Genomic DNA, 11,703 nt, shown 5'->3' with positions numbered 1-11,703 from the left:
CGCCGTGGCCGCCCGGCTTCTCGTTGGTGAACATGCAGTTCCAGATCTTGTGCGGATCGAGGTTGGCGCCGGCGCCGTCGACCAGCGAGGCCGGGTCGGCTTCCATGATGCGCGGGATGAAGCGCTCGCGCATCAGGGTGCCCTGGCCGTAGCGGCCGTTGGAATTGAAGCCGTAGCCGACCACCGGCTTGCCGTCGCGGATGACGTCGGTGATCACGGCCACCAGGCTCAGGGTCATCTTGCTGAAGTCGATGTAGGCGTTGCGGATCGGCGAGCTGATGGGAAGGGTTTGTTCACGGATTTCGACGATCTTCACGGGGAGTCTCCTTGGGAAAAGTGGCATGCGGCGGATGCGATCGTGTGTCGGGATGGCTGTAGGTTAATCCGTGAAAGGCGGCCTATAATTCTCCGGAATTCAATTGTGAAGTGAATCAAGGTGAAGAACGAACCGGTTCCGGCAAGGACAGTGTCCATGTGCACGGCCCGGATCGCCTGGGTCATCGCGGCGCACCAGACCAGCTTTGAAACGCAGGAGGACCGCAGGCTGATGCCGGCCTGAGGCTTTCCCCGAGCTTATTGTGAAGCCGTCGAGTTTTCAGAGCCGACAGGCGCGACTCTCATCGTGGCGCGGAGCACGCCCCCACCAGGGGCCGGACAGATTTGAGCAAGCCTATTCACATCATACGAAACAAGCTTGCAAAAAGGAGGGTAGCCGTGGATGTTGTCAGGCGTATTAAAGCGCCGGGAAACCTGCTCAAAAGATTTTGGGGGATTGTTTGAGCTGCTTGTTTCACCTTGCCTGCTTCTTCGCATTATCAGCGGATAATGGAATAAGGAATTTACATCTTCTTTCAAATCCATAAAAAAACCCGGCGAGCAGCCGGGTAAATGTGCCGAGCGTTGCGTTCAGGGGTGAACGGCACAATTCAGTGTAAATGAATTAGCTGGGGCTGTCATTCGATTTCATCTCTGATTCACTCCCGGTATATGCTGGATAATAATCCGTCCTTATTCCTTCATTATCGGAATAAAGGTGATTCCATATGAATTCCAATGATCATGCCGTTCACATTATTCATCCGTGAAAGTCCTGGAAATGCAGGGTGATCATTTTCGATCTATTGAATGAAATACCCTGCATTCAGCCTCGCTGAACTCAATGCATCGAATAAAGCCCACACAGGCGGGTCAGGGAAGCGGTCGCTTCAGCCGCTGTTCGATCGGAATCGGGAATGGAAAGCCGAGGACCACGGATTGACCCCGTACCCGGTTTCGCGCCTGGCATTTTTTGACGCACACGGTGGCCGGCGGCGCAACCTCGACGGCATCCTCGCCCATGACCTGGCCCATGCGGCCGCCGCTGGCCACCATCCATCGCGACACCCTGCCGCAATGCAGGACAGTCGCGAGCGCGCCGGTGCGCGTGCGTATCTGGTTGACGCAGGTGGGCTCGTCCAGCCGGTCTGCAACCTGCGGACTATCACGCCCGACGAATTTGCGCGAAAACTCGTTCCCGAAGTTGATGCGCGCTGGGACGACGACCGTTGTGTCCTTGTAGGGGACGACATCCCCTTCGCGTTGCCGGAAATTGCCATTGTCGAAATAGAAGGCGGTTTCGGCCAGCACGTGCGTGAACAGGGTCCGGGTCTGGTCGGCGCGCTCCGGCTCCATCTGGAACAAACCGCCATTCGCGCAATCCTTCGCCTGGACCTTCATCGTCAGTCCCGGCCCTTCGCGAAGGATCACCAGTTCCTGCTCTTTCAGCTCGAGCTCTACCCCACCGGTCAGGACCAGGCCACGGTGATTCGGCAACTTGCTCTCGAAGACGGGCGTACGCCTGCCGCCTGTAATGTCGAGCGGATTCGCCGCGCCGGTCAAGGTATAGTTGCGGATGCCGAAGGTCGCCTTGTCGATATCGAACTCGACGTATTTCCCGCGCACGGTGATGACATTGCCGCTGCCGAGCGCATTGGCGGCGATGGTGCGATCCTGTGGCGCCCGCAATCCCAATACCGTGAATCCCCCGCCTTCGCAACCGTCGGAGGACGCCGCGCTGGCCTGGCCGGCAAAGCCCGATAACAGGAGCAGTGCAAGGAATCCAAGCGATCTGCGAACGGAGGTCCGTCGCCGCTGCTGGGTCGATGGATGGATGGGAGAACAAGCGCCAAGGTGTTCGGGGTTCATCTGCATCTCCTGAGAGGTTATTGGGGTTACGGTGCTATGCAAGCGACATGAGCAAGCTTTGTGCCATCCCTGGTTCGAGGTGCTGCAGGGGCGCCAGGCATGGGCCGCGCTAATGTCACCGAATCCGGCAAGGCCGGTTTGGGCGATTTGCCCCACCAATTGGGCGTTTTCCCCCACCCAGCCTGGGATTGGCGTGGCCAGCAACAAGTTAATAAAAAAATACGATGACGAAGCCGCCGGGAGTAAGATGAATGGACGCGGAACGCTGGCGCGTTCTTGATCCTTTCGGCGCCGGCCCGCCCTGGAACCGACTTGCTGCTTGCACTCTTGCGGGAACCTATCATCGTGAATCGCATCGACACCGCCGCCGATAGCCAGTTCAACCTGATCCGCCAATTTCTGTTGCTCAGCCTGATTGCGATTTGCCTTGCTTCAGTGGTCTCAGCGGCATTGATGTCGCGCTTCCTGACGGATCGCCTGCTCCAGCGTGATGCCGAGCTGACCAGGGATTTCGTGCAGAATGTGGTGGAAATCGAACTCGGCAAGGGCTACTCGCTCGACGGCCCGCAAGCCAGCAAGGGACTCGTCGAATTCCTGAAGCACGTCGCCGCCATGCCCGACGTCGCGCGCGCCAACGTGTATGGCAAGGACTCGACCCTGCTGTGGTCGAGCGAGAACCTGTTAGGGCTGGGGAATAAATATGGCGACAATCCGGAACTGACCGAAGCCCTGAAGGGGCACCTCGAACTCGAGAGCGGCGAAGTCGGCCTCGAGGGCAAGGCAAAAGCGGAGCATTTTCACCTCGGCAAGTCACGCATGCGTTTCGTGGAAATGTATATCCCGTTGCGCGATGCCGGCACCCATGCCGTGATCGGCGTGGTCGAGGTGTACCGCATCCCCACGGCCCTGTCCGAGGCAATCGATGAGGGCACCATGCTGACCTGGATGATTTCGTTCGGCGTCGGCCTGTTCCTCTACCTGGTCCTGTTCTGGATCGTTCGGCGCGCCGACCGGCTGATCCGTTCACAGCAGGAAAGACTGATCGAATCCGAAACCATGGGAGCCCTGGGTGAAATGGCGTCGGCGGTTGCGCATGGAATACGCAACCCCTTGTCGTCGATCCGCTCATCTGCCGAGCTGTGGCAGGACGCGCCCAACGCCGTCGGTGTCGAGTCCGCCGACGACATCATTTCGGAAGTCCACCGTATCGAGCAATGGATACGCGAGCTAGTGACGTATTCCCAGCTCCCCGACTACCGGCTCGAAGCAGTCGATCCGCGGCCACTCATCGACCAGTGCCTTGCCGGCTTTGCGCGGGAAATCAAGCGCCGCCAGGTCAACATCGAACTGTCCTTGCCGGACGGGCTCCCCAGCATCCAGGCGAATGCATCGCCGCTGATGCAGGTGTTGAACAACCTGATCTGCAATGCGCTGGAGGCCATGCCGGCGGAGGGCGGAACGATCGTCATTTCCGGCAGCACCAGGCCAGGTCATGGGCAGGTCGACATCGACATCAGCGACACCGGGGTCGGCATCGCTCCGGAGGACATGCAACGAATATATCAACCCTTCTTCACCACGAAAGCCAAGGGACTCGGCGTCGGCCTGACCCTGGTCCGGCGCATCGTCAAGCGTTTCGGCGGCCGCGTGCACATCGAAAGCACCCGCGGCCGGGGTACCGTGATCACGCTGCATTTCCTGAGTGCCTGAGCGATGCCACGCGCCATACTGATCATCGAGGACGAACTGATCCTGGCCAAGAATATCAAGACCTACCTCGAGCGCCACGAGTATGAAGCGGTCGCCGTGCACACGGGGGAGGAGGGCATCGGGAAACTCGATGCATTCCTGCCCGATGTGGTGCTGCTTGACTATCAGTTGCCGAAGATGAATGGCTTGGAAGTCTTGTCGCACATACGTGGCAAAATTCCCCTGGTAAAAGTGATCATGATCACAGGCAACGCAACGGTCGAGGTCGCCGTTCAGGCGATGAAGCTGGGGGCCTTCGATTACCTGTGCAAACCGGTCGTGCTCAGCGAACTCAAGCTGCTCGTCGATCGCGCACTCGGGCAAGAGCGTGTGGAGAAAACGCTCAGTTACATGCAAGCCCAGCAGGCTAACCGGAGTGAACTGAAAAACCTGCTGGGCGAGTCGCCGCCGATGCTCGCACTCAAGGAGAGAATCAGGCGCCTCGCCGCGGCTGAATGCACCTTGCTGGACGATGATTTGCCGACGGTATTGATCACCGGTGAAACGGGGACGGGCAAGGAAGTCGTGGCCAGGGCGGTGCACTTCGAGGGCTCGCGCAAGGCCCAACCCTTTATCGAACTCAATTGCGCGTCCATCCCGCCGCAAATGCTCGAAGCCGAGCTCTTTGGGTACGAACGCGGTGCATTCACGGACGCGCGTGAAAGGAAATTCGGCTTGATCGAGGCCGCGGACGGCGGAACCCTGTTTCTGGATGAGATCGGCGAGCTGGAACTGGCGGTGCAAAGCAAGCTCTTGAAAGTATTGGAGGAAAAGAAGGTGCGCCGCCTCGGCGGCTTGCGTGAGCAGCGCATCAATTTCCGTGTCATCGCGGCGACCAACCAGGACCTGGAGCGTCGCGTACTTGAAGGTAAATTCCGGTCCGACCTGTACTACCGGCTGAATATGGTCCAGCTGCCCGTACCGCCCTTGCGGGCGCGTGATGGGGACATCCTCCTGCTCGCAAACGCATTCCTCGCCATGCATGGAGCGCGTTACCGCAAGCGTGAGCTACTTCTCACCGCAGAGGCGCAGCAGGCGCTGCTTGGCTGGCATTGGCCGGGAAACGTGCGCGAGCTGCGTAACAAGCTCGAGCAGGTTGCCCTGATGGCCCAGCACCATGCCATTACCCTGGAGGAGCTCATGCTGCCGGCGGCGTCGGGCGGGGAAGAGCAGGGCGCGCTTTTCGCCGTTCCAGATCGTCCGGACGACGACCAGACCTTGAATCTCGCGGGCATGGAGCGTCAATACCTGCTCACCGCCCTGGAAAAAACGGAGTGGAACGTGACGCGGGCGGCAAGAATGCTGGGCTTGTCGCGCGATACCCTGCGTTACCGCATGGAGAAATACAGCATCAGGAGCGGCGCGCGCTAGAGGCCAGGTTCGATGAACAATGCCGTGAACGCGCTGGTCCCGCGCCATGGCCGGCGCCATCAGGATGGCTGGGGCGCCGTGCCGGGCGCGCTGGCATCGCCGATCAGGGCAAGCTGGACCGCATCGAGGTCGAGGCGCATGGCCGCCGCCAGTTCGGCCGCCTGGACCGCCGACGTGGCGCTGGCGATGGGCGCGGTGATGCCCGGTTGTGCCATGAGCCAGGCCAGGGCTACCTGCGCCTGGGTCGCTCCGGTTTGCGCGGCCACGGTGTCGAGCGCGTCCAGTACGCCAAGCCCAAAGGCATTCAGGTACTTTTCCACCTCGGCGCCACGCTGCCTTTCGGACAGGTCGCGTTGACTGCGGTACTTACCGGTCAGGAAGCCGCTGGCCAGGGCGTAGAACGGCACGACGCCGATGCGCTCGTCGACGCATAGCTGCTGCAGCGGACCTTCGAAGCTCGCGCGTGCCATCAGGTTGTAGCGCGGCTGCAGCACTTCATAGCGCGCCAGCCCCAGCGAATCGCCGAGCGCGCGCGCCTCCAGCAGGCGTTCAGGCCCGTAATGCGAGGCGCCCAGCGCCCGCACCTTGCCTGCGGCGACCAGGTCGTCGAAGGCGCGCAGGGTTTCCTCGAGCGGCGTGGCGAGGTCGTCGAGGTGGGCGAAGTACAGGTCGATGTAATCGGTGCGCAGGCGCCGCAGCGAGCCCTCGACCGCCTGGACGATCGTGGTCCGCGCCAGGCCCGCGTATTCTCCCTGGCCGCGGCCCACCTTGGTGGCGATCAGGATCCGGTCGCGGCAGCGGCGGCTGGCCTGCCATTCGCCGATCATGGTTTCCGATTCACCGCCCACCAGGCCCGGGATCCAGTTGCTGTACATGTCGGCCGTGTCGATCAGCTTGCCGCCGCCATCGGCGAAGGCGTCGAGCACGGCGAAGCTGGCCGCGCGGTCGGCCGTCCAGCCGAAGACATTCCCGCCCAACATCAGCGGCGTGGTCGACAGGCCGCTGCGCCCGAGCGGGCGTTCCGTGATCGTCATGCTCGTCTCTCCTTGTCCATCATGCTTGCCGCATGCCAGGCGAGCGCCATGGCCGGCGCATTGGTGTTGCCGGAAACCAGGCCCGGCATGACCGAGCAGTCGACCACCCTGACGCCATGCACGCCGCGCACGCGCAACTGGGGATCGCAGACATCGTCCTCGGCGCCGCCCATGCGGCACACCCCCACCGCGTGGGTGCCGCAGCGCGAGAGGCGGCGGAACACGTCGAGCAGCGCGGCGTCGCTTTCGATTGCCGCGCCCGGGGCGATCTCGTGGCTGATGAAGCGGGCGATGGCCGGCTGTGCCATCAGCCGGCGCACGTAGCGCACCGCCGCGACGGCCGATTCCTGGTCGGTGGCGCTGGCGAGCCAGTTCGGAGCGATCGCCAGCGAGGCCTGCGGGTCCGCCGCCGTGATCGCGATGCTGCCTTCGCTATCCAGACGCAGCAGCTGCGAATAGACCGTGAAGCCCGGCTCACGCTCGACCGTGCCTTGCTGGACCGGGAAATTCGGATTGCTGCTGCGCTTGGGCTTGAAGGTGAAGGCGCTGCCGAACAGCTGGAGATCCGGCCGCGCGAGTCCCGGACGCGAGCGCGCGAAGGCGCCCACCTCGAACGGACCGGTGGCCAGCGGTCCGCTGCGCGTCAGGGAGTAGCGCAGTGCGTTCTTCACCAGGCCCAGGCCGTGGAATTCGGGATTGTTGCCGGCCGCGCCACGCAGCCGGTAGGGCATGGAAAAGCCGAGATGATCGAGCAGGTGCCGGCCCACGCCCGCGCGGTCGGCCACCACCGGGATGCCCAGCGAAGCGAGCAGGTTGCCGGGGCCTACGCCGGAGCGCTGCAGGATGGCCGGCGAGGCCATGGTGCCGGCGCTCAGGATCACCTCGCCCCCGACCGCGAAGCGATGCCGCCGCCCGCCGATGATCGTCTCGACAGCCGTCGCCCGCTTGCCCTCGAAGGCGATGCGGTCGACCAGGACTCCGGTGCGGATCTCCAGGTTGCGCCGTGTGCGCGCCGGCTTGAGGAAGGCCACGGCGGCGCTTTGCCTGCGTCCGTTGCGGATATTGTGGGCGTAGTAGCCGATCCCGTCCTGGCCCGGGCTGTTCAGGTCTTCCTTGCGCGGCAGGCCCATGCCCTGGCCAGCGGCGATCAGGGCTTCGGCCAGGGGATAGCGGTACTTGCCGGTGCTGATATGGACCGGGCCGCCGACGCCCCGTTCGCCACCGGCGCCCAGCTCATGGTCCTCGATCGCCTGGAAGGCCGCGTTCATCTCCCTGCGCCCCCAGCCGACGCAACCGCGCCGCTCCCATGCGTCGTAGTCCTCGGGTTGTCCGCGCACCCAGATCATGCCGTTGATCGACGACGAGCCGCCCAGACCCTTGCCGCGCACCCAGGCTTCGGTCGCGGGCAGGTCGGGGAGGCGGCGCTGGCCGACCGGGTAGATCCAGGCATGGTCCGGGTCCGAGGCCAGCTTGCCGATCCCCTTGGGCATGTGGATCAGGGGGCTGGTATCCGGGCCGCCCGCTTCGAGCAGCAGGACGCGCTTGTCGGGATCGGACGAGAGACGCTCGGCCATGACGCAGCCGGCCGAACCGGCGCCGATCACGATATAGTCCCAGTGCTCAGCCATAGCGACGCTCTTCCTGGACCTGGTCCGGCGCCGTGGCGGCAGCCGCGATGTGCTTCGCCGCGATGTAGGCCAGGGTCATGCCGGGGCCGAGGGTGCCGCCGGCGCCCGCGTAGGCGCCGGCCATGAAGTTGAGCGCATCGTTGCCGGCCGCGTACAGGCCGGGAATCGGCGCGCCGTCGGCGGCCAGCACGCGCGCGCTGGCGTCGGTGCGGATGCCAGAGAAAGTGCCGATGTCGCCCGGCAGCAGGCGCAGGGCATAGAAGGGGCCGTGCTCGAGCGGGCCCAGGTTGGGATTCGGCTTGTGCTCCGGATCTCCCTGCGAATGGTCGTAGACGTCGCCACCGCGGCCGAAGTCCGGATCGGTTCCCATGCGCGCGTTCACGTTGAAGCGCTGGACGGTCTGCTCCAGTGCCGCCGCATCGATGCCGGCCTTGCGTGCGAGTTCCGCCAGCGTGTCGCCGCGCAGGATGTAGCCGGATTGCACATGGCGCTCCAGCGGCACCGGCGCCGGCTTGACGAAGCCCAGGCCGTAGCGGCGGATCGTCGTGTGGTCGCACAGCAGGTAGCAATGCGTGTCGGGCAGGTGGGCGCAGGCCCTGGCCATGGCCGGCACGAAGTCGTGGTAGGGCGCCGCCTCGTCGAAGAAGCGCTTGCCCTCCACCGTCACGGCGATGAAGCCGGGCTTCTGCCGGTCCACGATGTGGGGCCACAGGGCCGCCGAGCCCGCGCGGCCCGGGATCACCGACACCGGCATGAAGGCTGCCGGTTGCACCACATTCGTGTCGACCGAGCCGCCGACCGATTCCGCCATCCGGGCGCCGTCGCCGACGTTGCCGGGCGAGGCCAGGCTGTGGTGCGCGCGGCCGGCCGCCTTGTGCGGATAGATCGCCCTGGTGCGCCCCGTATCGTGCGGGAAGCCGCCGCTGGCCAGCACCACGCCCTTGCGCGCCAGCACCCGCACGGCGCCGTCCGGGGTCTGCACGTCGGCGCCTTCGACCTTGCCATTGACATACACCAGTTGCGTCGCCGGAGAACTCAGCCACAGATCGATGCCGGAGTCGAAGGCGGAACGCGCCAGGCGGGCGATCAGGGCGCGGCCGCGCGTGCACGGGTCCGGCCGGCCATAGCGCGCGATATCCTTCAGCACGGCGCAGAACTTGCGCAATACGAAGAACACGCCGGCCATCGAGCGTCCGGCGCTCATCAGTTGTTTCATCTCGACGTTGGAGCCGACCGCCAGGCCCATGAAATTCATCTGGTTCAGGCCCTGGCGCAACAGCTTGCGGTGCTTGCCCAGGCGCCCGACCGGATAATCCCTGGTGCCGAGAGAACGCACGCTGGCGTGGCCGGGGTAGGGCGGGTGGTAGTCGGGATAGGCAAAGGGATAGCATTCGACTTCGGTTTCGCGTTCCAGGAAATCGATCATGGCCGGGCCATTCTTGAGGAAGGCATCGACCCGGACCGGATCGTAATGGGCGCCCGTCTCATGCTGGATATAGGTGCGCGCCGCCTCGAGCGAATCCGGACCCAGCGTAGGCGAGTGGCGGTTGCCGGGAATCCACATGACGCCGCCCGAAAAGCAGGAGGTGCCGCCGAATACGGCGTCCTTTTCCACCATCAGCACGTCCAGCCCCGCCTTGCGGGCGGTGAGCGCGGCCGTGAAAGCCGATGCGCCGCTGCCGATGACCAGCACATCGACCTGCCGCGGTGCGGCGGAGTTGTTGGTTGACGCCATAGTAGTCTCCTTGGATTTTTCTGAATCGAGTATAAGAGCCTCGCCTTGCCTGCGCCATGACCGATCCATCCACGCAACATGCACGAAATGGTCACCGGGATGGCCCGGGCGATTGTGCGGATTCCCGAATACGCATACTATAACAAACAAGTTGAACTGTTTTTAGTTTTTGGCGGATGGGCTGGAGATCATGGAAAACGGCAGTATTTCGATTCACTTCGTCCGCTCGGCCGTCGAACCCGTCATCGAACGGGGCCTCGACGCCGATGCGCTGCTGCGCGGAGCAGGGATAGCGCCGTCGCTGCTGCACACGCCACAGGCCAGGGTGACGCCGCGGGACTTCAGCGCACTGTGGCTGGCCGTGGCCGCCGCGCTGGACGACGAACTGTTCGCCCAGGATACGCGGCGCATGAAGGTGGGCAGCTTTGCGGTGCTGACCCAGTCGCTGGTCCACTGCGCCAGCTTGCGCGAGGCCATGCTGCGCATGGCGCGGGTCTTCAACCTGATGCTCGACGACTTCGAATGCCGGCTGGAGAGCGGCGATCTCCATGCCAGCCTGGAGATCGCGCATGCGCCCGGCCGGCGCCAGAGCGCGGCGTTCGGTTGCGAGACGCTCCTGATGATGCAGCACGGACTCGCGTGCTGGCTGGTCGGACGCCGCATTCCCGTCGCGAAGGCATCCTTCTCCTACCCCGAGCCGGCGCACAGCGCCGAATATGGGCGCATGTACTCGTCCGCGCTGCAGTTCGGGCAGCCGCGCACGGCGCTCGTGTTCGAGGCATCCTTCCTCGACCTGCCGGTGATCCAGGACGCGCGCACGGCGCGCGAGTTCGTGCGCCAGGCGCCGGCCAATATCATCCTCAAGTACAAGAACGCCAACGGGCTGGCGGCCCAGATCCGGCGCCGGCTGCGCGCGGCAGGCCGCGACGAATGGCCCAGTTTCGAGCAGCTGGCCGAACGGCTGCACATGACGCCATCGACCTTGCGCCGCCGGTTGATCGACGAAGGGTCATCCTACCAGGACATCAAGGACCAGCTGCGCCGCGATATCGCCATCGACTACCTGTGCCATACCAGCAGCAGCGTGACCGACATCGCCTGCGAGCTGGGGTTTTCCGAGGCCAGCGCCTTCCACCGCGCCTTCAAGAAGTGGACTGGCGCGAATCCCGGCGAGTACCGCAGCACCTGTTCACTGCCCGGCCACGGCTAGCCGGCAGCCCGGCGCATGATGTCCTGCAGCGCGTCCGGCGCCATGGCGTCGGCGACGCGCCGGCAGTAGGACAGGATCGCGCCGTCGACGGCGATGCCCATCCGTTCCGCCTGCAGGCAGCGCAGCAGGGCAAGCCGCTTGTGCCCGAACCTGACCGAGCGGTTCAACAATTCGTGCATCGCGGCGGCATCGCCGTGCGTGCTCACGGCCTGCTTCAATTCCCTTACCTGGCTGCGTCTCATCTTGCTCCTCCTTGCGGCAAGTATAGGCAGCCAGCGGGACGGATGCGATGACCAAAGCGCGCAGGCCGATTGGCGTTTTTCGGCATAGGCCGGCCTGATTCGCCTTCCTATACTGCGAATGCAAGCGCTCCGAAGCGGCGCCATGGAATGCAGACAGAAGAGAGGGTGAGTTCATGAAGATTGGTATTCCCGTAGAAACCCGGCAAGGCGAGACCCGCGTCGCCGCGACGCCGGAGACCGTCAAGAAGCTGGCGCTCAGGCACGAGATCATCATCCAGGCGGGCGCTGGAGAAAAGGCCTCGCTGGCCGATGCGGCCTACGCGGCGGCCGGCGCGCGGATCGGCAGCGCCGGCGAGGCGCTCGGCGCCGATATCGTGCTCAAGGTGCGCGCACCGGATGCGGGCGAGCGGGGGCAGATGAAAGCCGGTGCGGTGCTGATCGGGATGCTCGATCCCTTCGATCGCGAGAATACCGCCGCCATGGCCTCCGCCCGGCTGCAGGCCTTCGCACTCGAATCGGTGCCGCGCATCACCCGTGCGCAGTCGATGGA

Annotated in this window: 8 protein-coding genes and 2 pseudogenes; 4 read left to right on the top strand and 6 right to left on the bottom strand. The window is 64.2% G+C overall.

The genetic code is table 11. The features are described 5' to 3' along the window. Positions 1 to 316, bottom strand: a pseudogene (locus H162_RS0128710) (mandelate racemase); the annotation flags it as partial. A gap of 872 nt (positions 317 to 1,188) precedes the next feature. Continuing rightward, complete coding sequence (locus H162_RS0128700) at positions 1,189 to 2,184, bottom strand: hypothetical protein (protein WP_211223760.1); 996 nt, start codon at positions 2,182 to 2,184, stop codon at positions 1,189 to 1,191. Positions 2,185 to 2,496: 312 nt separating this feature from the next. Here H162_RS0128700 and H162_RS32275 point away from each other — a divergent pair, with 312 nt between their 5' ends. Further along, positions 2,497 to 3,894, top strand: a complete 1,398-nt coding sequence (locus tag H162_RS32275) for a sensor histidine kinase (protein WP_156885852.1) — start codon at positions 2,497 to 2,499, stop codon at positions 3,892 to 3,894. Positions 3,895 to 3,897: 3 nt separating this feature from the next. Then, the gene (locus H162_RS0128690; RefSeq protein WP_020656923.1) at positions 3,898 to 5,304 is read left to right on the top strand and encodes a sigma-54-dependent transcriptional regulator; all 1,407 of its coding nucleotides are present in this window, start codon (positions 3,898 to 3,900) and stop codon (positions 5,302 to 5,304) included. A gap of 59 nt (positions 5,305 to 5,363) precedes the next feature. On the opposite strand, the gene H162_RS0128685 is transcribed toward H162_RS0128690, so the two are convergent. Genes H162_RS0128685 through H162_RS0128675 form a run of 3 tightly spaced genes read right to left on the bottom strand, consistent with a single transcriptional unit; the run spans position 5,364 to position 9,701 of the window. Further along, positions 5,364 to 6,338 (bottom strand): aldo/keto reductase, encoded by a 975-nt coding sequence (locus tag H162_RS0128685; protein WP_020656922.1) that lies wholly within the window; start codon positions 6,336 to 6,338, stop codon positions 5,364 to 5,366. Beyond that, positions 6,335 to 7,966: a GMC family oxidoreductase gene (locus H162_RS0128680; RefSeq protein ID WP_020656921.1), complete on the bottom strand. Its 1,632-nt coding sequence runs from the start codon at positions 7,964 to 7,966 to the stop codon at positions 6,335 to 6,337. Before H162_RS0128680 ends, H162_RS0128685 begins: the two co-directional genes overlap by 4 nt. After that, positions 7,959 to 9,701 carry an FAD-dependent oxidoreductase gene (locus tag H162_RS0128675; protein ID WP_020656920.1) on the bottom strand — a complete coding sequence of 581 codons (1,743 nt, stop codon included), beginning with the start codon at positions 9,699 to 9,701 and terminating at the stop codon, positions 7,959 to 7,961. The genes H162_RS0128680 and H162_RS0128675 overlap by 8 nt, the downstream gene beginning before the upstream one ends. 190 nt (positions 9,702 to 9,891) lie before the next feature. On the opposite strand from H162_RS0128675, the gene H162_RS0128670 reads away from it, so the two are divergent. Next, positions 9,892 to 10,911: an AraC family transcriptional regulator gene (locus H162_RS0128670; RefSeq protein WP_020656919.1), complete on the top strand. Its 1,020-nt coding sequence runs from the start codon at positions 9,892 to 9,894 to the stop codon at positions 10,909 to 10,911. On the opposite strand, the gene H162_RS0128665 is transcribed toward H162_RS0128670, so the two are convergent. Beyond that, a complete protein-coding gene (locus tag H162_RS0128665) occupies positions 10,908 to 11,153 on the bottom strand; it encodes a hypothetical protein (protein ID WP_156885851.1) in 246 nt (81 codons plus the stop codon). The genes H162_RS0128670 and H162_RS0128665 overlap by 4 nt on opposite strands. A 173-nt stretch (positions 11,154 to 11,326) precedes the next feature. Here H162_RS0128665 and H162_RS0128660 point away from each other — a divergent pair. Beyond that, positions 11,327 to 11,703: pseudogene (locus H162_RS0128660) on the top strand (NAD(P)(+) transhydrogenase (Re/Si-specific) subunit alpha); the annotation flags it as partial.

This window comes from Massilia niastensis DSM 21313, from assembly GCF_000382345.1.
GTDB classification, from domain to species: Bacteria; Pseudomonadota; Gammaproteobacteria; order Burkholderiales; family Burkholderiaceae_D; genus Telluria; species Telluria niastensis.
The sequence above is the reverse complement of the archived record's forward strand: the minus strand, read 5'-3'. Positions and strand labels throughout refer to the sequence as shown.

Excerpts from the sequence above, each read along its gene's own strand:
- H162_RS0128700 (WP_211223760.1), bottom strand. The coding sequence starts at position 2,184 with ATGAACCCCGAACACCTTGGCGCTTGTTCTCCCATCCATCCATCGACC.
- H162_RS0128680 (WP_020656921.1), bottom strand. The coding sequence starts at position 7,966 with ATGGCTGAGCACTGGGACTATATCGTGATCGGCGCCGGTTCGGCCGGC.
- H162_RS0128690 (WP_020656923.1), top strand. The coding sequence starts at position 3,898 with ATGCCACGCGCCATACTGATCATCGAGGACGAACTGATCCTGGCCAAG.
- H162_RS0128670 (WP_020656919.1), top strand. The coding sequence starts at position 9,892 with ATGGAAAACGGCAGTATTTCGATTCACTTCGTCCGCTCGGCCGTCGAA.
- H162_RS0128665 (WP_156885851.1), bottom strand. The coding sequence starts at position 11,153 with ATGAGACGCAGCCAGGTAAGGGAATTGAAGCAGGCCGTGAGCACGCAC.
- H162_RS0128675 (WP_020656920.1), bottom strand. The coding sequence starts at position 9,701 with ATGGCGTCAACCAACAACTCCGCCGCACCGCGGCAGGTCGATGTGCTG.
- H162_RS0128685 (WP_020656922.1), bottom strand. The coding sequence starts at position 6,338 with ATGACGATCACGGAACGCCCGCTCGGGCGCAGCGGCCTGTCGACCACG.